Source organism: Streptosporangium sp. H13245 (genome assembly GCF_055690525.1).
Genome location: NZ_JBSZKT010000008.1, coordinates 113964 through 139283, shown reverse-complemented (window position 1 = coordinate 139283; position 25320 = coordinate 113964). Strand labels below are relative to the sequence as shown.

The window sequence follows — 25320 nt, the reverse complement described above, 5'->3', positions numbered from 1 at the left end:
GGTTTTTGTGAGGTTTCGCCCGTACGCCTGGATGCCCCGCCCGTTCACGTGGCTGGCGCGGGTGCTCACCGTTCTTCTGGTACTCGGGCTGCTGCTCGCCGGGGCGGGCGTGTGGAGCGTATGGGCGTCCTTCCCGCAGCTCGAAGGCGACCTCAAGGTGAGCGGCTTAAAGGGAAAAGTCACCGTATATCGCGATAAGGCGGGTATTCCGCACATCTACGCTGACTCCCCCGAGGACCTGTTCCTGGCCCAGGGCTACGTCCACGCCCAGGACCGCTTCTTCGAGATGGACTTCCGCCGCCACGTGACCGCCGGGCGGCTGTCGGAGATGTTCGGCTCGGCGACGCTGACCGAGGACAGGGTCATCCGGACCATGGGCTGGCGGAAGGTGGCCGAGAAGGAGCTGCCCCTGCTCGACGAGCGGACCCGGCGCTACCTGGACGCGTACTCCGGCGGGGTGAACGCCTGGATGAAGCGGAACGACGGCCTCGCCGACAGGAGTCTGGAGTACGTGCTGCTGCGGGCGACGAGCCCGGACTACCGGCCGGAACCGTGGACCCCGGTCGACTCGCTGGCCTGGCTCAAGGCCATGGCCTGGGACCTGCGCTCCAACATGACCGACGAGATCGGCCGGGCGCTCGCGGCGAGCAAGCTGCCGCGCGGCCGGGTGGAGCAGCTCTGGCCCGGCTACCCGTACGACACCCACCAGCCGATCGTCACCCGGGGCTCGGTCGGCGAGCGCGGGTTCGACCAGGCCCAGGAGCCCAAGAGGGTCGAAACGGAGCAGTCAGGGGTGGCTCCGGCCACCGGGGCGCCGATCCGGACGGCCACGGAACCGTTCGCGGTCGCTCCGGCCACCGGGGCGCCGACCAGAGCAGCCGAGATCGGCACGGAACCGTCCTCGGCCACACCGGTCACCGGAGCGCCGACCACGGCGGCCAAGGCCGACACGGAACCGTCCTCGGCCACACCGGTCACCGGGGCGCTGACCAGGGCGGCCGAGGCGATGCGCGCGGTGCCGAGCCTGATGGGCGACCCGGCGGGCGGCAGCGGCATCGGCTCGAACTCCTGGGTGGTCGGCGGCGCGCACACCACGTCGGGCAAACCGCTGCTCTCCAACGACCCGCACCTGGGCCCCGGCATGCCCTCGGTCTGGTACCAGGCGGGGCTGCACTGCCGCGTCAAGAGCCCCGAGTGCCCGTTCGACGTCACCGGATTCACCTTCTCCGGCGTGCCGGGCGTGGTCATCGGCCGCAACGACAAGATCGCCTGGGGCTTCACCAACCTCGGCCCGGACGTCGCCGACCTCTATCTGGAACGGATCAAGGACGACTCGTACCTGTCCATGGGCGAGTGGAAGCCGCTGACCGTCAGGACCGAGACGATCAAGGTGGCCGGAGGTGCCGACGTACGGCTCAAGGTGCGCGACACCATCCACGGGCCGATCATCTCCGACGTCATGGAGAACGCGAAGAACACGCTGCCGGGCATGGACGCGGTCTTCGAGGAGAAGGCCGACGCGGTCGCGCTCAAGTGGACGGCCCTGGAGCCCGGCAGGACCGCCGACGCGATCTTCGAGCTGAACACCGCGCAGGACTGGCAGCAGTTCAGGGCCGCGGCGAGCAGGTTCGAGGTGCCCGCGCAGAACCTGGTCTACGCCGACACCGCGGGCAACATCGGCTACCAGGCCCCCGGGCGGATCCCGGTGCGGACCCGCGGTGACGGCACCTGGCCGGTGCCCGGCTGGACCGGCGAGTACGCCTGGCAGTCGACGATCCCCTTCAACGAGCTGCCCAGCGTCTACAACCCGCCGGAGGGCTACATCGTGACCGCCAACAACGCGGTCATCGATCCCTCCCGCTACCCGTACACCCTCACCAGGGACTGGGCGTACGGATACCGCTCCCAGCGCATCCTGGAGCGTCTCCGCGAGGCGCTGAAGGACGGCGGCAAGGTGGACGCGGCGGCGATGAGCGCGGTGCAGCAGGACAGCGACAACGGCTTCGCCCAGTTCTTGGTGCCCAGGCTGCTGGACGTCGAGATGGCCGGGCCCGCCAAGGGCGCCCGCGAGCTGCTGCGCGACTGGGACCACGCGCAGGGCGCGGAGTCGGGTCCCGCGCTGTACTTCAACGCCGTCTGGCGGCACCTGCTCATCGAGACCTTCAACGACGATCTCCCCGAGGGTGCCCGGCCCGGGGGCGGCGACCGCTGGTTCGAGGTCGTACGGGTCATGCTCGACAAACCGAACGAGGCGTTCTGGAACGACACGGCCACCCCGCGCGCCGAGACCCGCGACGACATGCTGCGGCGGGCGATGGCCGGGGCCTACGACGAGCTGAACGACCTGCTCGGCCCGGACGTCAAGAGCTGGCGCTGGGGCGACCTGCACTCCCTGGAACTCGTCCACCAGACCTTCGGCACCTCGGGGATCGGCCCGGTCGAGTGGCTGTTCAACCGGGGCCCGTTCCCGGTGGCCGGAAGCGACGACGCGGTCAACGCCGCCGGGTGGGAGGTGCAGGACGGTTACGCGGTGAGCTGGCTGCCGTCCATGCGGATGGTGGTGGACCTGGCGGACCCGGACAAGTCCCGGTGGATCAACCTGACCGGCGCCTCGGGTCACGCGTTCCACGACAACTACTGGGACCAGGCGCCGCTGTGGGCGCACGGCGACACCACCCCCATGCTCGCCCGCCAGGACTCCATCAAGAAGGCGGCCACCCACACCCTGACGCTCAGCCCCTGAGAGCGCGAACGCCCTCGGGGGCTCCCCTCCCCGAAGCTCCCGAGGGCCTGGCTTGGGCCGCCTTGACCCGCTTACGGGCCGCGCGGCGAGCCTTCGCGGCCCGGATCCCCGCCCCCGCCTCCCGAGCCGCCGTCAGGGCACCGGGAAATCAGGGGGTCAGGACGCGGGACTCGCCGACGGCCAGGTCCCAGAGGTCGGCGCGGTCCCGCCCGGCCTCCGCCCAGGCCGCCCTGGCCTCCTCCACCGGCGCGAGGAGCGACTCGCCGGACAGCACGAACGTGCCCCAGTGCATGGTCGCCATCCGGCGTGCCCCCACGTCCCGGCACGCCCGTACGGCCTGCGCGGGATCGACGTGCGCCGCCTTCATGAACCAGCGGGGCTCGAACGCCCCCACCGGCATCAGGGCCAGGTCGATGCCCCCCGGGTAGCGGGCCCCGATCTGGGCGAAGCGCTCACCGTACGCGGTGTCCCCGGCGAAGTAGATCGTCTGGTCGTCGGAGGCGATCACCCAGCCGCCCCAGAGGGTCTTGCAGGTGTCCCAGAGTGACCGGCGGCTCCAGTGATGGGCGGGGACGAAGTCGAAGCGGACGCCGCCCACCCAGGTGCTCTCCCACCAGTCGAGCTCGGTGACGTCGCGGAACCCGCGCCGGGTGAACCAGGACCCGAGCCCCGCCGGTACGAGGACGGGCGTGCCGCGCGGCAGCCGCCGTACGGTCCACGCGTCCAGGTGGTCGTAGTGGTTGTGGCTGATCACCACGGCGTCGATCCTGGGCAGGTCCGCCCAGGCGACCCCGGGCGGGGTGAGCCGGGGCCGGTGAATACCGACGATCTTCCTCGCCCACACCGGGTCCGTGAGGATGGTCAGCCCGCCGATCTGCACCACGTACGTCGCGTGTCCCACCCAGGTGACGACCGCCTCGGTCCCCGTCGTCCGGGGAAGCCCGTCCCGGTGGACCGGGATGCGGTCCGCGTCCCCGACCCCGGGCCGCAACGTGCCGTGCCAGGCGACCGCCAGCAGCTCCTGGAACGTCGGGAGCGGCGAGGTCAGCCGATCCCTGAAACCCCCCGGCCACGACCGCCGAGGCAGGGGCGCGGGTCGTGCGGGGCGCACGGGTGTCGTGGGCCGTACGGGAAGCCCCGTTCCCGTGGAGGGCGCGGAGAGCAGCGGGGGGCGGGACGCCGCCTCGGCCACGGCCGTCCGCAGCCTGGAGGGGCGATCCCTTACCGCCCGGCCGGAGGCCCGGCCCAGCTGCCTGAGGGCGCGCGCCGGTCGCGTGGCGAAGCGGGCCGACCACCCGGAACGCCGTGGGGGCTCTTCGACGAGACCGTCGGGTTCCGCGGGCACGTGGGAGGCGGGTGCTGGGTGGGACGTCTGTGACATGGGCGGCCCCCTTCGGTCATCAACAGCTCACCCCTTGTAGATCCCCTCCCAGAGAGATTCATTCCTTTTGCGGGGGTCTAGTGTGAAACCACCAGGGAGATTTACGGACATAGTTACCGTCCTCCAGGTTCGCCAGCCGTTCGAATAGGTTCCACGAGGCCTGGTTGCCGCAGACCACCATGGAGAAGGCCACCGCGACGAGGTAAAGCGGGAGCATCGGCAGTCCCGCGCAGCACATGTACTGGGAGGCGTGCCGGTCCTCGTGCCTGAGCAGGGAACCGGTGAGGAAGCCCTCCGGGTGCTTGGTCAGCACCACGTTGCCCACGGTGAACGCCGAGGCGATCGGGAACCGGAAGCGGTAGCCGTACGCCAGGAGGAGCCCGTCGGGCCCTGCGGTCACCTGGGCGCGGCCGAGGCGTGCCAGGAGCAGCCCCAGCGGTGTGGACAGGTTGATGTAGTTGAGCGTCCGCCGCGCCCGATGCAACCGCCGCATACCGGGATTGTGCGTCATCAGGACGGCCTGCGGTAGCGGCTCCCGGGGTGCGGGACGGGGCCGTCAGGGAGCGGCCGGGCCCGGTGGTACGGGCGGGGCCTGGGAGTCGGGCGGGACCCGGCCGGACGGGGCCTGGTCCGGCCTGCCCCGGCCGGACTCGACCTGATCCGGCTGAACCTGGCTGGACGGAACCGGATCGGACGGAACCGGGCCGAGCGGGATCTGGCCGGACGGGATCTGGCCGGACGGGATTCGCGGGTCGGGCGATGCGAGCGGAGGCTGGGAACCCGATGGTACGGGCGGTACCGGTGAGGCTTCCGGGCCGGAGCGGTAGCCGTGCGGGGTGAGCAGCCACGACCCGCCCACGGCGGCCGACGGCGAGAACAGGACCCCCATCGTGACCACCGCCACCCCCCCGTAGAAGTAGAGGTAGCCGGACAGGTCGTTCGCGATGATCAGGTCGCCCTCCGGCCGCCCGGAGATCCAGATCATGGTGACCAGCGCCCAGCCCGCCGTGAACGCCAGGGCCGCCGACTTGCCGCGCGTCATCCGGCCCACCCCGTACGTGATCGCGAACAGCAGGGCGAGGCAGCCGACGGCGGAGACCGGGACGGGCCTGAGGTACCAGGAGTGCTGGAATCCGCCGAGGACGCCCAGCAGGAGCCCGAGCATGAAGAGCGCGGCGTTGGCCGCCACGGTGACAACCGTCTCCGAGGGTTCGCGCACAGCTGGGACCTGCTCCATCACAAGCATCGAGGCTAGTGGATCCCGGCGAAGAGGTCGTCCTCACGGTCGTACGGCTCGCCGAGCCCTCCCACTTCGACCGGTGCCCCGGGACCCGCGGGACCCGGCACGCCGGAGCGGAGGATGAAGTGCTCGACCCCGAGGATCTCCTGGCCGATGTTGTTGGACAGGGCGAACCAGGGCGGGTTCACGCTGATCTGGGTGGCGTGCGCCCGCATCGCCGCGATCTTCCGGCCGACGTGGGCGCGGGCGTCGATCTCGGTGGTGACGTCCTTGTCCGCGCAGCCGAACGGCATGTCGTCGACCGGCTCGGCGAGGAAGGGAGCGCCTCTCTCGCGCATCGCCTCCTCGGTCCGGTACAGCACGGACCTGGGGGTGGCGGTGTGGTAGAACTTCGCGACCCGCCACGGCCCGCCCTCACCACCCGCCCCACCGAGTACCCCGCCGCCCGTCCCGCCGGGCACCCCGTCGGACGCCTCTCCGACCGTTTCGGCGGACACTCCGCCGGACGTTTCCGCGGGTGGGGTGAACCCCGGGTCGGCGGCCAGCTCGACGGCCCGCCGGGCGACGCGGTGGGCCTGGATGTGGTCGGGGTGGCCGTAGAAGCCGTTCTCGTCGTAGGTGACGAGCACCTGGGGCCGCACCTCGCGGATGATCCTCGCGAGCTCGCCCGCCGCCTCGTCCGGATCGGCCTGCCAGAAGGCGCTCTCCGCGTGGTTGGAGGCGACGCCCATCATGCCGGAGTCCCTCCAGCGGCCGGGGCCGCCCAGGAGGCGGTGGTCGGTGACGCCGAGCGCCGCGCAGGCCGCCGCGAGTTCCCCGGCGCGGTGCCCGCCCAGGATGTCGTCGCGATCGGCGGCCAGGTGGGCCAGCTCCGGAGGGATGACCTCACCCTCCTCCCCCAGGGTGCAGGTCACCAGCGTGACGTGCGCGCCCTCGGCGGCGTACCTGGCCATGGTGGCTCCGCTGCCGATCGTCTCGTCGTCCGGGTGGGCGTGCACGAGCATCAGGCGCCGATCAGTCATGCGTCCGAGGGTATCGATGCCGGGCATCGTCCAGAACCTCCGGATTCCCTGTCCGTCGGCCCCCGGAAAACAAGACACTCGATGCGGAACTGGCAAGATGGCTCGTATGAGTGAGAGCTTCCCTCGCCTGCACGCCAGAACCCGTCGATTCACCCTCGGAGTGCCGCGCGGCTTCACGATCGCCCCGGGCGGTGACCGCGTCGTCTTCCTCAGGACCAGGAGCGGCTTCGACCCGGTGACCTGCCTGTGGGAGTACGACGTCCTCAGCGGCGCGGAGCGGCTGATCGCCGACCCGCGCGCCCTGGCGGCCGACGAGGAGAACCTGCCGCCCGAGGAGCGGGCGCGCCGCGAGCGGAGCCGGGAACAGGCCGGGGGCATCGTCGGATACAGCACCGACTCCGCAGTGACCGTCGCGGCGTTCGCGCTCTCCGGCGGCCTCTACGTCGTCGACCTGAAGACCAGGCACGTACGGCGGCTGAAGACCTCCGGGCCGGTGATCGACCCCCGGATGTCCCCCACCGGCGTCCACGTCGGCTACGTGACCGGCGGCGCGTTCCACATCCAGGACCTGGAGGACGAGGTCGACCACGCGCTGGCCCGCCCGGAGTCCCCGGAGGTGACCTACGGCCTGGCCGAGTTCATCGCCGCCGAGGAGATGGACCGCATGCGGGGCTACTGGTGGTCGCCGTCCGGCGACGCGATCCTGGTCGAGCGGGCCGACGAGTCGCCGGTGCAGCGCTGGCACATCGCCGACCCGGCCAACCCGGCCCGCCCCGCCACCGAGCAGCGCTACCCCTCCGCCGGTACGGCCAACGCCGGGGTCGAGCTCTTCGTCCTCACCCTCAGCGGGGCCCGGGTCGCCGTGCCCTTCGACGACGAGTACCTGGTCAACGCCACCTGGGACGCCCACAGCCTGTCGATCGTCACCATGACGCGCGACCAGCGGACCATGCGGCTGCTCACCGTCGACCCGGCCACCGGCACCTCCACGGTCGTACGCGAGGACACCGACCCCGCCTGGGTCGACATCGTCACCGGCGTACCCGGCCACCTGTCCGACGGCAGCCTCGTCTGGGCCGCCCCCTCGGAGGGCGGCCACCGCCTGATCGTCGGCGACTCCCCCGTCACCCCGCCCACCCTCCAGGTTCGCGAGATCCTCGACATCGACGGCGAGACCGTGCTCTTCCGGGCGAGCGGGGAGTCCACCGAGATCGCCGTCTGGGCCTACCGGAGGGGCCGGATCACCCTTGTCAGCCCGACCGAGGGCGGCGTCTACAGCGGCCACACCTCGGGCGGCACCCTGGTGATCACCGGCCAGACCCTCGACAGCGAGGGCTCGGTCACCCGCGTCCTGCACAACGGCAAATCCCGCGGCCACATCACCTCCCACGCCGAGCGCCCCAGCCTGGACCTGCGGGTCTCCCTGATCAGGGCGGGCGAGCGCGACCTGGCCACCGCCGTGCTCCTGCCCACCGGGCACGAGCTCGGCTCCGCGAAGCTGCCGGTCCTCATGGACCCGTACGGCGGACCGCACGCCCAGCGCGTGCTGGCCGCGGCCGGGGCGCACCTGACCAGCCAGTGGTTCGCCGACCAGGGCTTCGCGGTGGTCGTGGCCGACGGCCGGGGCACCCCGGGGCGCGGTCCCGAGTTCGAGCGGGCCATCCTGCACGACCTGGCCACCCCGATCCTCGACGACCAGGTCGACGCCCTGCACGGCGCCGCCGCGCAATTCCCCGACGACCTCGACCTGTCGCGGGTCGGCATCCGGGGCTGGTCGTTCGGCGGCTACCTGGCGGCCCTGGCCGTGCTCCGCCGCCCCGACGTGTTCCACGCGGCCGTCGCCGGGGCCCCGGTGACCGACTGGCGCCTGTACGACACCTGCTACACCGAGCGCTACCTCGGCCACCCGGACGAGGGCCACTACGACGCCTCGTCCCTGTTCGCCGACGCCGAGAAGCTGGACCGCCCCCTCCTGCTGATCCACGGCCTGGCCGACGACAACGTGGTCGCCGCGCACACCCTGCGCCTGTCCTCCGCCCTGCTGGCCGAGGGCCGCCCGCACAACGTGCTGCCGCTGTCGGGGGTCACCCACATGACCCCGCAGGAGACCGTGGCGGAGAACCTGCTCCTGCTCCAGGTCGACTTCCTGAGGAAAGCCCTGTCCTGACCGCTTTTCGGGAAGGCCCCGCCCCGGGCCTTCCCGAAGGGTTCAGTGGTTCTGCGCGGGAGGGTGGGGGGCGGGGTAGCCCTGCGGGTGGTTGTACGCCTGCGGGGCGGTGTAGCCCTGTTGGAGGTCGTAGCCCTGCGGGGCCGCGTACCCCTGCTGGGGGTTGTGGCCCTGCGGGGGATAGTGCTGCGGAGCCGGGGGCTGCGGGGGAGCCTGCGGAAGGTGGGGCCTCCGGCGCTCGGCGGCTCCGCAGGCGGCTCCGGCGATCATCAGACCGATGGCTCCCAGCGCGAGGACGTTTGCCCGTTGCATGTTCTCGGGGTCGTTCTCATTCGTGGCCAGCATAAGTGCGAAAAACAGCACTATGCAGCCAAAGGAGAGATAGAGGATGCGGCCTATACCCATGGGGCGAGAGTGTAGCTTCCCGGGCCAAAGGGATCCGGGAAGCCGAGACACCGCCGCGACCCGCTGTTCGACGCCCCCCGGTCGCACCCGCGTGCGGCAGCTTCACCGCATGATCACCTACCTACAGTCAAGCCCCAATCTCCCCAACAACCCCCACATGGCGCGGTCGTACCCCAGTTGATCACTAAACAGGGCCACGCCGCCCCCGGACACGGAGCGCGTCCGAGGTTCATCGGGTCCCGAACACCCCGGCGCGGGCCGCCGCCAGGGCCGCGGCGGCGGCGCGGTCGGCGACCTTCTCGTCCACCGGCTCGCCGCTGACGAACAACCGGTAGTACAGCGGCGCGACGGCGGTGCGGACCAGGTCGGCGGCGTCGACGTCCTCGGGCAGCTCACCGCGTTCGACCGCCCGGGTGACGAGGAGCGCCGACTGCTCGTGGCGGGCGGCGAAGAACGCGCGCAGCGCCCTGGCGACGACCGGGTCTCGCGCGGAGGCCCTGATGAACGCGGTCGACACCGGGCCCGTCTCGGGGTCGGCGAAGCCGGTCAGCACCAGGCGGGTGAGCTCACGCAGGTCCCCGTCGATCGTGCCGGTGTCGGGGATCGGCCACGGCTCGGCACCGGCCAGGTCGAGCGCGTCGGCGGCGAGCCCCTCCACGCTGCCCCAGCGCCGGTAGACCGTGGTCTTGTGCACCCCGGAGCGCAGGGCGACGCCCTCCACGGTCATCCGTTCGTACCCCTTCTCCGCCAGCTCGGCGAGGGTGGCCGCGCGTACGGCCTCGCGTACCCGCGCGGTACGCCCACCGGGCCGCACGGTCCCGCTCGACGTCACGATCACCTCCGGTTGCGTGGGTCGCGGCACATCGGGCATACTTCAGCTTAATACAACTCAGTAGCATTAAGACCAGAACCGAAGGAGCGCAGCAGACGTGGACCACTCACCCGGCATCGCGAAAACCTGTCCACACCCTGTTCCGGAGGCCCGTCCTGTCCACCCAGCTCACCCTTCGCGGGGTTTCCAAGACGTACGGCGAACGACCGCTTCTTGACCACGTCTCCTTCACCGTCAGGCCGGGCGAGCGCGCCGGGATCGTCGGGGAGAACGGCTCGGGCAAGTCAACCCTGCTGCGGCTGATCTCCGGAGTCGAGGCCCCCGACGACGGCGAGATCACCGTCTCCGCCGACGGCGGGATCGGCTACCTCGGCCAGAGCCTCGACCTGCCCGCCGACCAGACCGTCCAGCACGCCGTCGACACCGCGCTCGCGGAGCTGCGCGCCATGGAACGGCGGATGCGGGCCCTGGAGGACGACCTCACCGAGGACCGGCTCGCCGAGTACGGCGACCTGCTGAGCGCGTACGAGGCGCGCGGCGGCTACGAGGCGGACGCCCGCGTGGACAAGGCCCTGCACGGCCTCGGGCTCGGGCACGTCGGGCGCGACCGCCCGCTGGGCACCCTGTCCGGCGGCGAACAGGCCCGGCTCGGCCTGGCCTGCCTGCTGGCGGCCTCCCCCGAGGTCCTCCTGCTCGACGAGCCGACCAACCACCTCGACGACCCCTCGACGGCCTGGTTGGAGGAGCGGCTGCGCGCCCACCGGGGCACGGTGGTCGCCGTCTCCCACGACCGCCTCTTCCTCGACCGGGTGGCCACCGCGATCCTGGAGGTCGAGGGTGGCGGGGTCACCAGGTTCGGCGGCGGCTACACCGGGTTCCTGGCCGAGCGGGCGGCGGCCCGGCGGCGGTGGGAGCAGGACTACGCCGACTGGCGCGAGGAGATCAGGCGGGTGGAGACCTTCGCGGCGACCACCGCGCACCGCGTCGCGCCCGGCCGTCCCATGAGGGACAACAACAAGCTGGCCTACGACCGCGACGCGGGCCGGGTGCAGAGCTCGGTCGCGGGCCGGATCCGCCAGGCGCGGGAACGCCTGCGCCGGCTCCTGGAGGACCGGGTGCCCAGGCCGCCGGAGCCCCTGCGGTTCGAAGGACTCTTCAGACGCGGCGCGGCCGAGGGCCCGGTCGCCGAACTGGACGCCGTACGGGTGGGAGAGCGGCTCGCCGTCGACTCCTTCGGCGTCGAACCGGGACAGCGGCTGCTGATCCACGGCCCCAACGGCGCGGGCAAGTCGACCTTCCTGCGCGTCCTCGCCGGTGACCTCCAACCCGACGACGGGACCGTACGGCACGGGGGAAGAATCGGCTACCTGCCGCAGGAGTCACCTCCGGCCCGGCCGGGACGGACCGTCCTCGACGCGTTCGCCGAGGGCCGTCCGGGCTACCCGGACGAGCACCGTACGCGGCTGCTGTCGATGGGCCTGTTCAAGCCCGGCGACCTCCGGACCCCGGCCGGGGCGCTGTCGGTCGGCCAGCAGCGGCGGCTCGCCCTGGCCAGGCTGCTGACCCGCGAGGCCGACCTGCTGCTGCTCGACGAGCCGACCAACCATCTCTCGCTCACCCTCGTCGAGGAGCTGGAGGAGGCCCTCGCCGCCTATCGGGGTGCCCTCGTCGTGGTCTCCCACGACCGGGCGCTACGCGGCCGGTTCACCGGCACCGAGATCGAAATGCGCGACGGCCGCCTCAGCTGACGTCCCGGCCCCGCCACCCCACCCACCAGGCCCATCACGGACGCTCCCTAACCTATTTGGACCTATTTGTCATGCTCGTCCTAGAAGACACCCGTTCCTTGAGACCGTCCCGAAGGAGAACCCACCCCATGCCACACAACCTGACCGTGTCGATCGAGGAGTTTCCCGTGTCCGGTCCCGACGCCGGGCCGTACGGGATCACCACCGGCCCCGACGGGGCGCTGTGGTTCACGATGGTCCACCACGGCCGGATCGGCCGGATGACCCCCGGCGGAGAACTCGGCTCCTACCAGCTCGACCCGGCGTCGTGCGGGCCGACGGTCATCACCACCGGCCCGGACGGCGCCCTGTGGTTCACCGAGTACCAGAGCCACCGGATCGGCCGGATCACCACGACCGGGGAGATCCGCTCGTTTCCGCTGCCGACGCCGGACGCCGGGCCGTTCGGCGTCGCGGCGGGAGCCGACGGCGCCCTGTGGTTCACCGAGACCGGCGCCGACCGTATCGGCCGGATCACCACCGAAGGAGCGGTCACCGAGTTCCCCCTCCCGGTCACCGGGGCGTTCCCGTCCGCGATCGCCGCCGGTTCCGACGGCGGGCTGTGGTTCGCGATGAACCAGGCGAACGCGATCGGCCGGATCGGCCTGGACGGCGACGTCGCGGTTCACCCGCTGCCGACCGCCGACGCGGCTCCCGTGGGCATCACCCTCGGCTCGGACGGCGCGATGTGGTTCGTCGAGATCGGCGCCGGTCAGATCGGGCGGATCGAGCCTGGCGGACGGATCGACGAGTTCCCGCTCCCCGATCGCGCGGCGCGCCCCCACGCCATCGTCGCCGACCCGCACGGCGACTGCTGGTTCACCGAATGGGGGGCCAACCGCATCGGGCGGATCACCCCCGACGGCCGGATCGACGAGTACGAGTTGCCGACCCCGGCCTCGGAACCACACGGCATCGCGGCCGGACCCGACGGCACCCTGTGGGCCGCCCTGGAAACCGGCACCCTCGCCCGCCTCACCGTCTCGGCCCCGCGTTGAGACACCCGGACGCGCTGTTCCGTGGGTCTCATCGCGGGCTTTTCCGGGAGTGGCGGATGGTGCCCTCGCCTCCCTCCAAAGACGAGGGCACCGCCACGACCGTGTGCTCGACGACACCCAGGCCCTGGGCGTCATCCGGTCGCGTCCGGCCCCGCGAGCGGCCCCTGGTCGCGCACCACCGCTCGCGGGAGTTGGGCGCGACGGCACGGGAGACGGCGTTCTCCGTGCCACCGCGCTGCTACAGGGGATTCACCGGCTTGGCGTAGTGCCCACCAAGCCGTCCGGCGGACGGCACCGCGTCGGCGTCAGCGCGGGGCGACATGTTCGGCCAGCATCACGTCGGCCAGTAACGGCAGCTCACCGCCCAGCAATGTGACGACAGGACGGGCGCGCAGGATCCCGTAGTGCTGGGCGAGCCGTTCGGCGGCCAGGCCCGGTTCCGCCTCGGAGAAGGGCAGAAGACCGCCGGAGTGTCCGCGCTCAGGACTGGTCCACCAGAACCTCTCACCATCGGTGTGGACCAGCAGCCCGTAGTAGACCGACACCACGGCCTTGCCGGAACGAAGCTCGTGGACATCCACCGAGATGCCGTGAACATCGTTCAGCACGGCGGCCAGTTTCGCGGCGCGGCACAGGGCGGAGAGCCGTCGAGCGCCACCGATGCGGCCATCACTCTGCTTCTCGGTCAGTGGGAGCACCAGACGCTCGACAACGGCCGAGGGAGCAGCCCGCGCCTGGGAAACACCCGCGCACTTCCCCACGAGAGCGCCACTCCAGCGGATCCGGATAGCTCCAACCTTGGCCATGGCTCAGGACTCGCTTCCTCATCAAGAACTCGTCCGGACATCGCAAGCCGGGCAGGTTCGCCTTTTCATCGGGACTCCATGAGAACGCTGCGTGATCGCTTCGTGGCAGGGGATACTTTGGAGGCGGGTGGATATCCCCCGCGTTTCCCACGAGGTGCGCACATGAATGATCTTCCTGTGTGGGCTGTCCGGTTGCGCGATGAGCGGCGGTCCCGCGAATGGTCCTTAAAGGACATGGCCCGGCAACTGGTCAATGCGGCAGGTGACCGCACACGCGCGCATCTGCCGACTCACGAATCGTTGATCCGCATGGTCCGCTCTTGGGAAGCCGGTAAGCACCGGCCAAGCGAGCCTTATCCCCAGTTGTTCGCTCGGGCCTTCGGGGTCGACGAGATCGGTTTGTTCGGCGAGTCGAGCCCTCACCCGCACGGTCTATCGTCCTTCTCCGGTGAAGCGATCGAACTCGCCGCCTGGATCGAGAAGACCAATGTTGGAGACAGCACGATCGCCATGCTCGACGAAGCGACACACCGCCTCGCCGAGCATCACACGCGGACGCCCCCAGGACGAATGCTCACCGACGTCACTCGTCTTCACCGGCAAACACAAGCTCTGCTGTGTAGCGGCAAGCAGCGACTACGCCAGACTCGTGAACTGCTGCGAATCGACGCCGACCTACTTGCGCACGCCTGCATCCTCCTGGGAGATCTCCACAACGACGAAGCCGCCATCGTCAGCGGGATGACGGCGGCTCTGTGTGCGGACGAAGCTGGAGCCAACACGGCTCCCGCCCTGAGCGCACAGGCGAAGACGGAACGATGGCGCCGCCGGTATGCGGTATCTGCGGATGTGGCGCGGCGAGGCTTCGAGTGCAGCCCATCGACGCCACTACGGATCCTGCTTGCCAGCCAGGAGGCCAATGCCGCTGGACTGCTCGGCGATTTCGACCGAGCTCGTGAAGCACTGCGGCGGGCTGAAGAAGCGGCCGGAACGGTGACCACCGACTCTGGGGTGTCCCCATGGTCATGTCCCCGTCCTCGCCAGGCCCTGTTCGGACTGTCGGTGGCCCTGCAAGCGGGCGACTCGGAGGCGGCACTACAAGCTGCGGAGATGGCGGATGCCGCATGGGATTCAGGGGAACCATACGTGCTCGGGACATGGGCGCAGATCAGGTTCGGCGCGGCCAACGCCTACGTGATGATGGGTGATCTTCACGGCGCGGCCGACCAGATCGCACCTGTGATGACTATGCCCCCGGAACTCCGTATGGCCACCATCATCAACTATCTGGTGGAGATGGATGTCCGCTTGCAAGATCGTCGCTTCGACGGTTCCGAAATAGCAGCCGGTCTTCGGGAGCAGATCCGAGAGTTCATCACCGCCGCCATGTCCGCAGTCGTCGAGGAGAACGTGTGAGCCCGTTACCGGAACGTATGGTCAACCGCTGGCAGAGGCGGCGGATGCTGCCTCCGGGGCAGGGGCAGCTCTATTGGCATGTCCTGCTCCGGGATCACCCCGAGGCGTGTGCCGCCGTACGGGAAGCCCGTGAACGGCTGGCGGGGATCCCCGGCCTGGACCTGGTCCCGCCGGAATTCCTTCATCTGACCACGTTCATCGCGGGGTTCTCCCACGAGATCACCGATGACCAGATGGACATGATGGTGCGGGAGGCCGGAAAACTGCTCGCGCGGGTATCGCCGATCACCGTGACCCTCGGGCGCGTGCTGTACCACCCCGAGGCCATTGTGCTGGAAGCTCGGCCCGCCGAGCGTCTCCTTCCGATGCTCGAAGCGGTGCGGGCGTCGACCCGCACCGCTACCGGCCGAGAAGGTGCGCTCGCCCACGAGCCGTGGACGCCTCATGTCACGGTGGCGTACAGCTGCGCGGACGGACCGTCAGCTCCGATCATCGCAGCGTTGGGACGGCGGTTGCCGGACCGCGAGGTCACCATAGGCGGCATCAGTCTTGTTGTTCAGGACGGCCCGGAGACCTCGTGGGACTGGCGCCGTGTTGCCGAGGTGCCGTTTGGCACGGGGCATCCTCAAGCTTTGTCCGGGTAAGCGGAAGGCCACCCCCGGGAGCCGGCCTCCCGACACGAGACAGCCGCGTCGTTACCCCCGTGAAGGGTCGCAACAGGTCCGGAACAGGACGTGTCATTCGGAGGCAGCGGGCACGTCGGGTACGCGGAGAAGCCGGGCACCCGAAAAAACCGGAAACGATTTCCCGGGTGCCCGGCCGTGTACGCCTGGGGTTTCTCGCTACCCGTCGCCTGATGCGAGGCGCCTGCCCAGCCGTTGTGCTGGAGCCTCCACGAAACGCCAGGTCAGCGCGCTGATTCCGAGGAGTAGCCCCAGCACGCACACCAGTGCCACCAGTCGCAGACCCAGCGGCACAGCCAGCGGCTCAGGCCAGAATCGCTCGACGCTTTCCAGGAGCAGCGGGTGGAGCAGATAAATCGAGTAGCTGACCAGCCCCAGCCAGGCCAGGGCCCGCGGCATCCTGCGGTGCCGCAGCGCCATTCCGGCGGCGAAGGTGATCCAGGCGGCGACCGTAGCCGTCTGCAGACCGAACTCGTCTCGTGCCAGCCAGACCCCGGCCAGCGGAACCAGCACCACCCATCCAGCGTGTTTCCAGGAGATCTCGCCCGCCTCGGCCCGATACAGCGCCGTACCGGCGAACATGCTGGCCATGATCAGTAGCCCCTGCCAAGGGCCGGGATAGCTCTGGTTGACCGCCAGCAGCACCAGCACGGTAGCCCCGATGACGATCGCGCCCGCCTGCCGTAGCACGCCCGACCCCTTGAGCACGGCGGTCAGGCCCACCGCCACCAGTGCGATCACCAGCAGCGCGACCGTCAGCATCCGGCCCGCCCCTCCGGCCGACAGCAGCGTGACCGGCAGCGCGCCCGCGCCCAGCACGGCCACCGCGGCGAAGCCGAGCGCGCCCGTGGTGCTCCTTCGGTTCACGCCCAGGGTGAACATCGCGGTCAGCAGCAGATAGAAGGCCATCTCGTACGAGAGCGTCCACAGTACGTTGGCCAGGTTCGGCATATACAGCAGGTTCTGCAGCATCGTCAGATGCCCCAGTGCCAGGGAAACCGACCGGGAACTCCACCAGATGTGCGGCTCATCCCAGCCCACCGCGGCCAGCAGCGCCATGCCCGCCACGCACACCCCGAACAGCGGATACAACCGAAAGAAACGAGATATCCAAAAATCCCGCATGCTGCCTCGCCGCTCCAGCGATGCGGGCACGATGTAGCCGCTGACCAGGAAGAACACCATCACCCCGTACCAGCCGGGCTCGAAGACCGCTTTGACCGGCAGTCGCGCCTCGGGGAGCAGCGGCTCAAGCGCGTGCTCGAAAACCACTATCAGAGCGGCGATGCCACGCAGAGCGTCGAGCCATGCCAGGCGCCGTCGGTTTCGCCGCGGCGCTTCATGGATTGTCAGCATTTAGATCATGCTAGCGACGAAGCGGAACCGCGCCGTCGTACGCGACCCGCGCCTGGTCTCACCTGGATGTGCCGTGCCAGCTGCTCCACAGTGCCGCGTACGAGCCCTTCGCCGCGACGAGCTCCTCGTGGGAGCCGAGTTCGGTGATGCGGCCGTCCTCGACCACCGCGACGCGGTCGGCGTCGTGGGCCGTGTAGAGGCGGTGGGCGATGGCGATGACCGTACGGCCGTCGAGGACGGCGGCCAGCGAGCGCTCCAGGTGGCGGGCGGCTCGGGGGTCGATCAGCGAGGTGGCCTCGTCCAGGACGAGAGTGTGCGGATCGGCCAGCACCAGCCGGGCCAGGGCGAGCTGCTGCGCCTGGGCCGCGGGGATGGACTCACCGCCGGAGCCGACGGCCGTGTCGAGCCCCTCGGGCAGGGCCTCGACCCACTCCCAGGCGTTGACGGCCTCCAGCACCTCGCGGACCCGCGCGTCGTCGGCGTCGGGCCGGGCGATCAGCACGTTGTCGCGTACGGTGCCCCGGAAGATGTGGTGCTCCTGGGTCACCAGGGCGACGTGGCCGCGCAGGTCGTCCAGGGGGAGCTCGACCAGCGGGACGCCGCCGACCGCGACCGAGCCGGTGCGGGGGCCGTGGATGCCCGCGAGCAGGCGGCCCAGCGTGGACTTGCCCGCCCCGGACGGGCCGACCATCGCCAGCCGCTCACCCGGTCTGACCGTGAGGTCGATGCCGTGCAGCACGTCGTGGCCCTCGCGGTAGGCGTAGCGGACGTCGTCGGCCCGCAGCTCGCTGCCCTCGGGGGCGCTGGAACCGGCCTCGCGGTCGTCGGGCACCTCGGCGACGCCCAGCAGGCGGGCCATGGAGGCGCCGCCGACCTGGAGCTCGTCGATCCACATGAGCAGCCGGTCGAGCGGGTCGATGAGCTGCTGGACGTACAGCGTGGCGGCGGTGACCTGCTCCAGCGAGACCCAGCCCCGGATGTAGAAGAGGCCGCCGATGACCAGCGTCGCCACGATCGGGATCACGTAGCCGAGCTCGACCGACGGGAACCAGACCGTGCGCAGGCCCAGCGTGTAACTCTCGGCCGCCCACGACTCGGCGATGTCGTCGTCGGTGCGGCGGTGGCGCCGCCGCTGCAGGCCCAGGGCCTCCACGGCGCGGGCGCCGTTGACCGTCTCGGCCAGGCCGTCGGTCATGTCGGCGTACGCCGCGCTCTCACGCAGGTATCCGTCCCTGGCCCGCTTGAGATACCAGCGGGTGGAGATCCACAGGATGGGGACGGCCAGCAGCGAGGGCAGCGCGAGCAGCGGCCCGACCACCACCAGCGCGCCGACGGTGATCGCGCAGGTGACCAGCGCGATCAGCGTCTCGGGCACGGCGTGACGTACGGTGCGCGACAGCGAGTCGACGTCGCGGGAGGTCCGCGAGATCAGGTCGCCGGATCCGGCGCGCTCGACCGTGGACAGCGGCAGGCCGAGCACCCGCCCGACGAACTCCTCGCGCAGCTCGGCGAGGACCTTCTCCCCGAGCTTGGAGGAGGCGTAGACGGCGAACCTGACCAGCACCGCCTGGGCGACCACGAAGCCGCCGATGGCCAGCGCCACCTGGGTGACGTCGACCCCGGAACCGTTGTGGACCCCCTGGACGAGGCCGCCGAGCAGCCACGGCACCGCCAGGCCCGCGACGGCGGCCAGGGCGTGCAGGACCAGGGCCACGGTCAGGTCGCGGGGGTACTTCAGGGTGAGCCTGCGGGCGTACGCCCGGACCTGCGCCTGGTCGGCGACGGGCAGGATCTGCCTGCTCATGACTCTTCCCCTCGGGTGACGACGGCGGTGTAACCCGGGTGGGCGGCCAGGAGCTCCCGGTGCGTGCCCTCGGCGCGCACGACGCCTCCCTCGACGTAGACGACGTGGTCGGTGCGGTCGAGCACCAGCGGGCTGGTCGTGCAGACCAGCGTGGTCTTGCCCGCGCGGGCCTTGGCCAGCCGGTCGGCGATGCGCGCCTCGCTGTGGGCGTCGACCGCGCTGGTAGGCTCGATGAGGATGAGCACCTCCGGGTCGAGGGTGAGCGCCCTGGCGAGCCGGAGCCGCTGCTGCTGGCCACCGGAGAACTCCCGGCCCGCCTCGGCGACGCGGCCGTCGAGACCACCGGGCAGCGCCTCGACGATGTCCTCGGCGCACGCGGCCCGCAGCGCCTGGCCGAGCTCCTCGGCCGTGGCCCGGCCGGTGACGTCGAGCTCGTCCCTGAGCACCCCGGCGAACAGCTTGGCGTCGTTGTCGGCGACGAGGATCCGGCGGCGCACCTCGGAGATCGGCAGGGTCTCCAGCGCCACGTCGCCGAAGTCGACGTCGCCCTCGCTGTAGCGGCCGAGCCGGTCGGCGATGGCCACGGCCTCCTCGGGGACGGCCGCCGCGACGGCGGTGAGCATGCCGGGACGCACGGCGACCCCGGAGGTCACGTCGCGCAGCAGGCCGCCCTCCGAGCGGCCGGTGCCGCCCTCCACCTCCGGCTTCAGCGAGAGGATGCGCACCACCCTGCGGGCGGCGACGTGCCCCTTGGTCAGCTTGTCCGCGGCCTCGGTGAGGGTGCGTACGGGGGCGATCAGGAAGGCGGCGTAGCCGTAGAAGGCGACGAGCTGACCGGCGCTGATCTCGCCGCGCATCGCGAAGGTCGCGCCGAGCCAGGTCACCACGGTGATCAGCAGCCCCGGCAGCAGCACCTGCGCGCCCTCCAGCATCGACTCGACGGAGGCCACCCGCACGCCGGCCCGGCGCACCCGCTGGGACTCGGTGCCGTAGCGGTCGGCGAAGACCCGCTCACCGCCGATGCCGCGCAGCACCCGCAGTCCGGCGACGATGTCGGCGGCGCGGGTGGAGAGGTCGCCCTGCAGGTCGCGGTGGGCGTTCTGACGGTGGTGCAGCGGCTTGAGCAGGGGGGCGACGGCGGCCGCCATGAGGGGCAGGCCCACCAGCGCCGTCAGGCCGAGCGGCGGCGAACTCGTCATCAGGATGACGGTCACGACGGCGATGGCGACGATCGCGCCGCTGCCCCGGATCAGGATGTCGATCGCGTTGCCGATGTGGGCGATGTCGGAGTTGCCGACGCTGACGACCTCGCCGGTGGACATGCGCTTGGGCAGGGTCGCGCCCAGCCGGGTCGACTGCCTGGCGGTGACCTGCACGGTCCGGTAGGCGGCGGCCAGCCAGTTGTAGACGGCCAGCCGGTGGCGCAGGATGCCCGTGACGGCCTGCGTGATCCCCAGGGCGAGCACCACCCCGCCCCAGGTGGTCAGGGACGACGCGTCGTCGGCCCTGATGGCGTCGATCCCCTTGCCCATGGCGTACGGCACGAGCGCCATCGCGAGCCACCACAGGATGGCGTAGACGATGCCGAGGAGCAGCGGGCCCCTTTGCATGCGGGCCACCCACCGCAGGTAACGGACCGGGCTGCGGGCATCGGGAACGCCGGGGTCGGCGGTGGGTAAGGAGCGCATGTCCCTGCAAGGGTCACAAACTCCGCCCTGACCAGGCAAATCATTTTCGGCCTTCCCGGCGTGTCGTCGTCAATCGGAGTTGACAGATGGTCCGCGTCAACCTAGATTGACATGCATGAGTGATACGGCGCAGCTGGCATCCGACGCCGGTAGCCGCGATCCGGCCGTGGGCCTGCGGGCCGTACGGGCACTGCGGACGCTGGTCGACCGGCTGGAGGCCCTCCAGGTGGAGAACGCCCGGGAGCAGGGCTGGTCCTGGCAGGAGATCGCGCACTGCCTGGAAGTGACCCGGCAGGCGGTGCACAAGAAGTACGCGGGCGGCCGAGGTTTGCTGAGACGGGAGAGATAGCGATGTTCGAACGGTTCCACCGTGAGGCCCGCCAGGCGGTGACCCTCGCACAGGAGAACGCCCGCAGACTGCGGCACGACATCATCGACACCGAGCACATCCTGCTCGGCCTGCTCGGCCAGCCGGAGAGCCTCTCGGCGCGGGTGCTGGGCCGGCACGGCCTCGACCACGCCGGAGCCTACCGGTCGGTCGTCCGCCTCACCCCGCAGAAGCCGGGCGACGCCCTCGACGCCGAGGCGCTGGAGTCGATCGGCATCGACCTGTCGGCCATCAGGGAGAAGGTCGAGGCGGCCTTCGGGCCCGGCGCCCTGGACCGCAGGCCCGACGTCGAGCGGCGGGGACGCGTGCTCGGCGGCTTCCACATCCGCTTCAGCCCCCGGGCGAAGAAGACCCTGGAGCTGTCCCTGCGCGAGGCCGTCAACCTCAAGCACAACTACATCGGCGACGGCCACATCCTCCTGGGCCTCCTGCGCGAGGGCGGAGGGCTGGGCGGCAAGGTCCTGACCGACGCGGGCCTCGACTTCGCGAGCCTGCGGCAGGAGATCGTCAGCGAGCTGGGCTAGCTACACCGAGCCGGGGGACCGGGTACGGGCTCGGGCGCGCCGGTGCCGTCGGGCCCGGTCCGGGGCGTCTTCCCTCTCACCGCTCAGCGCTTGAGGCCGGGTACGGGCTCGGGCGCGCCGATGCCGTCGGGCCCGGCGCGGGGCGTCTCCCCGCTCTCCGCTTGAGATCGGGTACGGGCTCGGGCGCGCCGATGCCGCCGGGCCCGGCCCGGGGCCGCTCAACGCTCAGCGCGACCGGGCGAGCCGGAACCCTAGGTCGTCGACGCGGAAGGTCGGGTGGCTCTTGCGGCGGCACGACGCCCGGCATCCTCGGGGGAGGTCGTACGCGCCTCCGCCGCGGAACACGCGGTACGGGCCGTAGACGCCGGGATCGTAGAGATCCCAGCACCACTCCCACACGTTGCCGATCATGTCGTGCAGGCCCCACGCGTTCGGCGCCCTGGTCGCGACGTCGTGCACCCGGCCGCCGGAGTTCTCCTGGTACCAGGCGATCTCGTCCAGCTCTCCGTAGCGGACGCCGGAGGTTCCGGCCCTGCACGCGTACTCCCACTCCGCCTCGGACGGGAGGCGATAGCCGCCAGCCTTCCAGTCGCAGACCACGTCCTGCCCGTCGCGGTCGTCGCCCGCCGAGTAGCAGGGGTCGAGGCCCGCCGCCTCGGAGAGCAGGTTGCAGAACCGGACGGCCTCCAGCCAGGAGACCTCGGTCATCGGTGTCCGCGGTCCCGCCGGGCTCGCGGACACCTCGCCCTCCTCCCCCAGAACGGCGCGGTACAGCTCGCGGGTCACGGGGTACGACGCCAGCAGGAAGGCCCCGACCTCGACCTTCCAGATCGCCTTCGTCCCCTCGTCCCGCAGGAAGATCTTCCCGGCGGGGATCTCGATCATGGGCTCGGCGAGCTCCTGGGGCGGCGTCGGCTCGGGACTCATCGCGGGTTCTCTCCTGGGTGATCGGTTCGTGTCGACGACACGCGGACTCCACGCGTCACCCGGCGGGATCGAGGTCCGCGACCGGCCCGGCCGTCACATCGCGGACGATCGACGGTAGCGGCCCGGCGCGGGACGTGCGTCGCGTCAAACATCAACCGTCACTCATCACCCATCGACCATCGACCATCGACCGGAGAGTGGCGACGATCCGGGACGCGAACAGCGGGAGCCGCCCCGGCGACCGGGGCGGCTCCCGGGAGAACCTACTTCGCGGCCCGCAGGTAGTCGCGGTTCATCTGGGCGATGGTATCCAGCGGGATGCCCTTGGGGCAGACCGCCGTGCACTCTCCGGTGTTGGTGCAGCCGCCGAAGCCCTCAGCGTCCATCTGCTCGACCATGGCCTTGGCGCGGGAGTCGCGCTCGGGCTGGCCCTGCGGCAGCAGGGCCAGGTGGGTGATCTTGGCGGCGGTGAAGAGAGAGGCCGAGCCGTTCGGGCAGGCGGCGACGCAGGCGCCGCAGCCGATGCAGGTGGCCGCGTCGAACGCCGCGTCGGCGTCGACCTTCTTCACCGGGACGCTGTGCGCGTCGGGGGCCGATCCCGCCGGGACGGAGACGAAGCCGCCCGCCTGGATGATCCGGTCGAACGCCGAGCGGTCCACGACCAGGTCCTTCACCACCGGGAAGGGCGCGGCGCGCCACGGCTCGATGGTGATGACCGCGTTGTCCTCGAAGTGCCGCATGTGCAGCTGGCAGGTGGTGGTGGCCACCTGCTCGCCGTGCGCGACGCCGTTGATGACCATGCCGCACATGCCGCAGATGCCCTCGCGGCAGTCGTGGTCGAAGGCGACCGGGTCGTCGCCCTCCAGGATGAGCCGCTCGTTGAGGACGTCGAGCATCTCCAGGAAGGACATGTCCGGTGACACGTCCTCGACCCGGTAGGTGACCATGCGGCCCTTGTCCTCGGGGCCCCTCTGCCGCCAGACCTTGAGGGTGAGATTCATGCCCATGGTTCGCTTACCGCTCCTCATTCACTGCACACGAAATTCACTGCGCACGAACTCGCCTGGCGCGTCTCCGACACGACGCCTCGTTCCTCGCGAGCCACTTCGCTCACTACGTCGGGTGCACTCACTTGTAGCTCCGCTGGCTCATCTTGACGTACTCGTAGTCGAGATCTTCCCTGTGCAGGACCGGGCCCTGTTCCCCGTACTCCCAGGCGGCGACGTAGGCGAAGTGCTCGTCGTCGCGCAGGGCCTCGCCGTCGGCGTCCTGCGACTCGGCGCGGAAGTGGCCGCCGCACGACTCGGTGCGGTGCAGCGCGTCGACGCACATCAGCTCGGCCAGGTCGAAGAAGTCGGCCACCCGCCCGGCCCGCTCCAGCGCCTGGTTGAGCTCCCCGGCCTCGCCGGAGACCTTCACGTTCCTCCAGAACTCCTCGCGCAGCTCGGGGATCCGCTCCAGGGCCTTGCGCAACGACTCCTCGGTACGCTCCATGCCGCAGTAGTCCCACATGAGCTTGCCCAGCTCGCGGTGGTAGGAGTCGGCGGTGCGGTCCCCGTCGTTCGACAGCAACCTGGCGATCTTCTCGCGCACCGCGACCTCGGCCTCGGCCACGGCCTCCTCGTCGACCTCGCCGTACGGGCCGTTCGCGAGGTAGTCGCCGATCGTGGTCGGCAGCACGAAGTAGCCGTCGGCCAGGCCCTGCATCAGCGCGGACGCGCCGAGACGGTTGGCGCCGTGGTCGGAGAAGTTGGCCTCGCCGATCACGAACAGGCCCGGGATCGTGGACTGCAGGTCGTAGTCCACCCACAGGCCGCCCATCGTGTAGTGGACGGCAGGGTAGATGCGCATCGGCTGGACGTAGGGGTCCTCGCCGGTGATGCGCTCGTACATCTCGAAGAGGTTGCCGTACTTCTTCTCCACCGCGTCGCGGCCCAGGCGGCGGATCGCGTCGGCGAAGTCGAGGTAGACGCCCAGGCCGCCGGGGCCGACGCCGCGCCCCTCGTCGCAGACGTTCTTGGCGGCGCGGGAGGCGATGTCACGCGGGACCAGGTTGCCGAACGCCGGGTAGATGCGCTCCAGGTAGTAGTCACGTTCCTCCTCGGGGATCTCCGAAGCCGGGCGGGTGTCGCCCCGCTCCAGCGGCACCCACACGCGGCCGTCGTTGCGCAGCGACTCCGACATCAGGGTCAGCTTCGACTGGTAGTCGCCGCTGACCGGGATACAGGTCGGGTGGATCTGGGTGTAGCAGGGGTTGGCGAACATCGCGCCGCGCCGGTGCGCCCGCCAGATCGCCGTGGTGTTGCAGCCCTTGGCGTTGGTCGACAGGAAGAACACGTTGCCGTACCCGCCGCTGGCCAGCACGACCGCGTCGGCCAGGTGCCGCTCGATCTCGCCGGTGACCATGTCGCGGACGATGACGCCGCGCGCCCGGCCGTCGGAGACGATCAGGTCGAGCATCTCGTGGCGGGTGTGCATCTCGACGGTACCGGCCGCGATCTGCCGCTCCAGCGCCTGGTACGCGCCGAGCAGGAGCTGCTGGCCCGTCTGGCCGCGCGCGTAGAAGGTACGGGAGACCTGCGCGCCGCCGAAGGAGCGGGTGTCGAGCAGGCCGCCGTACTCGCGGGCGAACGGCACGCCCTGGGCCACGGCCTGGTCGATGATGTTCACGCTGACCTGGGCGAGCCGGTAGACGTTGGACTCGCGGGCGCGGAAGTCGCCGCCCTTGACCGTGTCGTAGAACAGCCGGTAGATCGAGTCGCCGTCGCCCCGGTAGTTCTTGGCCGCGTTGATGCCGCCCTGGGCCGCGATGGAGTGCGCGCGGCGGGGGGTGTCCTGATAGCAGAAGGACTTGACGTTGTAGCCCAGTTCGCCGAGGGTCGCGGCGGCCGAGCCGCCCGCCAGGCCCGTGCCCACGACGATGACGTTCAGCTTGCGCTTGTTGGCCGGGTTGACCAGCTTGGCGCCGAACTTGCGCTTCTCCCAGCGGTCCTCGATCGGGCCGTCGGGGGCCTTGGTGTCGCGGATCGGCTCGCCCTCTGTGTATCTCGCGCTCATGACCCGCTCACCGCTCCTCGCCCACCACGCGGAAGACCCGCTTCTCGTTCGCCGTACGGAAAACCCGCGCATGGAAAACCAACGTGCGGAAGACCT

At 70.7% G+C, this 25320-nt stretch carries 19 protein-coding genes and 3 pseudogenes; 9 read left to right on the top strand and 13 right to left on the bottom strand.

The features are described 5' to 3' along the window. The first annotated feature begins 7 nt into the window (after positions 1–7). Positions 8–2743, top strand: coding sequence for a penicillin acylase family protein (locus ACW9TB_RS16280; RefSeq protein ID WP_472748859.1), 2736 nt, complete (start codon positions 8–10; stop codon positions 2741–2743). A gap of 148 nt (positions 2744–2891) precedes the next feature. Here the strand turns inward: ACW9TB_RS16280 and ACW9TB_RS16275 are convergent, their stop codons facing one another. The 4 genes and pseudogenes from ACW9TB_RS16275 to mshB all read right to left on the bottom strand — a co-directional run. Continuing rightward, a complete protein-coding gene (locus ACW9TB_RS16275) occupies positions 2892–4124 on the bottom strand; it encodes an MBL fold metallo-hydrolase (protein ID WP_472748858.1) in 1233 nt (410 codons plus the stop codon). Between the two features lie 58 nt (positions 4125–4182). Further along, positions 4183–4617, bottom strand: a complete 435-nt coding sequence (locus tag ACW9TB_RS16270) for a hypothetical protein (RefSeq protein ID WP_472748857.1) — start codon at positions 4615–4617, stop codon at positions 4183–4185. Between the two features lie 63 nt (positions 4618–4680). Next, on the bottom strand, positions 4681–5370 hold the full coding sequence (locus tag ACW9TB_RS16265; RefSeq protein ID WP_472748856.1) for a DUF6113 family protein: 690 nt from the start codon (positions 5368–5370) through the stop codon (positions 4681–4683). A 524-nt stretch (positions 5371–5894) separates the two neighbouring features. Continuing rightward, a pseudogene (gene mshB, locus ACW9TB_RS16260) lies at positions 5895–6386 on the bottom strand (N-acetyl-1-D-myo-inositol-2-amino-2-deoxy-alpha-D-glucopyranoside deacetylase); the annotation flags it as partial. 106 nt (positions 6387–6492) lie between these two features. Between mshB and ACW9TB_RS16255 the strand changes: the two are divergent. Continuing rightward, the gene (locus tag ACW9TB_RS16255) at positions 6493–8553 is read left to right on the top strand and encodes a prolyl oligopeptidase family serine peptidase (protein ID WP_472748855.1); all 2061 of its coding nucleotides are present in this window, start codon (positions 6493–6495) and stop codon (positions 8551–8553) included. A gap of 42 nt (positions 8554–8595) precedes the next feature. On the opposite strand, the gene ACW9TB_RS16250 is transcribed toward ACW9TB_RS16255, so the two are convergent. Then, positions 8596–8898, bottom strand: coding sequence for a hypothetical protein (locus ACW9TB_RS16250; RefSeq protein ID WP_472748854.1), 303 nt, complete (start codon positions 8896–8898; stop codon positions 8596–8598). A 289-nt stretch (positions 8899–9187) separates the two neighbouring features. Then, on the bottom strand, positions 9188–9790 hold the full coding sequence (locus ACW9TB_RS16245; protein ID WP_472748853.1) for a TetR/AcrR family transcriptional regulator: 603 nt from the start codon (positions 9788–9790) through the stop codon (positions 9188–9190). A 137-nt stretch (positions 9791–9927) separates the two neighbouring features. On the opposite strand from ACW9TB_RS16245, the gene abc-f reads away from it, so the two are divergent. Both abc-f and ACW9TB_RS16235 read left to right on the top strand, forming a co-directional pair. Continuing rightward, the gene (gene abc-f / locus ACW9TB_RS16240; protein ID WP_472748969.1) at positions 9928–11538 is read left to right on the top strand and encodes a ribosomal protection-like ABC-F family protein; all 1611 of its coding nucleotides are present in this window, start codon (positions 9928–9930) and stop codon (positions 11536–11538) included. Between the two features lie 128 nt (positions 11539–11666). Then, positions 11667–12575, top strand: a complete 909-nt coding sequence (locus ACW9TB_RS16235) for a Vgb family protein (protein WP_472748852.1) — start codon at positions 11667–11669, stop codon at positions 12573–12575. Between the two features lie 305 nt (positions 12576–12880). Here the strand turns inward: ACW9TB_RS16235 and ACW9TB_RS16230 are convergent, their stop codons facing one another. After that, complete coding sequence (locus ACW9TB_RS16230) at positions 12881–13183, bottom strand: hypothetical protein (protein WP_472748851.1); 303 nt, start codon at positions 13181–13183, stop codon at positions 12881–12883. Positions 13184–13543: 360 nt separating this feature from the next. Between ACW9TB_RS16230 and ACW9TB_RS16225 the strand changes: the two genes are divergently transcribed. Both ACW9TB_RS16225 and ACW9TB_RS16220 read left to right on the top strand, forming a co-directional pair. Further along, positions 13544–14797 (top strand): helix-turn-helix domain-containing protein, encoded by a 1254-nt coding sequence (locus ACW9TB_RS16225; RefSeq protein WP_472748850.1) that lies wholly within the window; start codon positions 13544–13546, stop codon positions 14795–14797. Further along, positions 14794–15441, top strand: coding sequence for a 2'-5' RNA ligase family protein (locus ACW9TB_RS16220; protein WP_472748849.1), 648 nt, complete (start codon positions 14794–14796; stop codon positions 15439–15441). Before ACW9TB_RS16225 ends, ACW9TB_RS16220 begins: the two co-directional genes overlap by 4 nt. A 198-nt stretch (positions 15442–15639) precedes the next feature. Here the strand turns inward: ACW9TB_RS16220 and ACW9TB_RS16215 are convergent, their stop codons facing one another. The 3 genes from ACW9TB_RS16215 to ACW9TB_RS16205 are packed head-to-tail and all read right to left on the bottom strand — an operon-like array spanning position 15640 to position 20328. After that, positions 15640–16836 carry an acyltransferase family protein gene (locus ACW9TB_RS16215; RefSeq protein WP_472748848.1) on the bottom strand — a complete coding sequence of 399 codons (1197 nt, stop codon included), beginning with the start codon at positions 16834–16836 and terminating at the stop codon, positions 15640–15642. A 58-nt stretch (positions 16837–16894) separates the two neighbouring features. Continuing rightward, positions 16895–18640 (bottom strand): ABC transporter ATP-binding protein, encoded by a 1746-nt coding sequence (locus ACW9TB_RS16210; RefSeq protein WP_472748847.1) that lies wholly within the window; start codon positions 18638–18640, stop codon positions 16895–16897. Then, positions 18637–20328, bottom strand: a complete 1692-nt coding sequence (locus ACW9TB_RS16205; RefSeq protein ID WP_472748846.1) for an ABC transporter ATP-binding protein — start codon at positions 20326–20328, stop codon at positions 18637–18639. The genes ACW9TB_RS16210 and ACW9TB_RS16205 overlap by 4 nt, the downstream gene beginning before the upstream one ends. A 115-nt stretch (positions 20329–20443) precedes the next feature. Between ACW9TB_RS16205 and ACW9TB_RS16200 the strand changes: the two genes are divergently transcribed. The 3 genes and pseudogenes from ACW9TB_RS16200 to ACW9TB_RS16190 all read left to right on the top strand — a co-directional run. Then, positions 20444–20677 (top strand): RNA polymerase subunit sigma-70, encoded by a 234-nt coding sequence (locus ACW9TB_RS16200; protein WP_329085846.1) that lies wholly within the window; start codon positions 20444–20446, stop codon positions 20675–20677. A gap of 2 nt (positions 20678–20679) precedes the next feature. Continuing rightward, positions 20680–20835, top strand: a pseudogene (locus tag ACW9TB_RS16195) (Clp protease N-terminal domain-containing protein); the annotation flags it as partial. Positions 20836–21036: 201 nt separating this feature from the next. Next, positions 21037–21240, top strand: a pseudogene (locus ACW9TB_RS16190) (Clp protease N-terminal domain-containing protein); the annotation flags it as partial. Positions 21241–21465: 225 nt separating this feature from the next. Here the strand turns inward: ACW9TB_RS16190 and ACW9TB_RS16185 are convergent. The 3 genes from ACW9TB_RS16185 to ACW9TB_RS16175 form a co-directional block, all read right to left on the bottom strand. Further along, positions 21466–22167 (bottom strand): formylglycine-generating enzyme family protein, encoded by a 702-nt coding sequence (locus ACW9TB_RS16185; protein ID WP_472748845.1) that lies wholly within the window; start codon positions 22165–22167, stop codon positions 21466–21468. A gap of 263 nt (positions 22168–22430) precedes the next feature. Then, complete coding sequence (locus tag ACW9TB_RS16180) at positions 22431–23168, bottom strand: succinate dehydrogenase/fumarate reductase iron-sulfur subunit (RefSeq protein ID WP_472748968.1); 738 nt, start codon at positions 23166–23168, stop codon at positions 22431–22433. A 127-nt stretch (positions 23169–23295) separates the two neighbouring features. Then, positions 23296–25224 carry a fumarate reductase/succinate dehydrogenase flavoprotein subunit gene (locus tag ACW9TB_RS16175; RefSeq protein ID WP_472748844.1) on the bottom strand — a complete coding sequence of 643 codons (1929 nt, stop codon included), beginning with the start codon at positions 25222–25224 and terminating at the stop codon, positions 23296–23298. Positions 25225–25320: the final 96 nt, after the last annotated feature.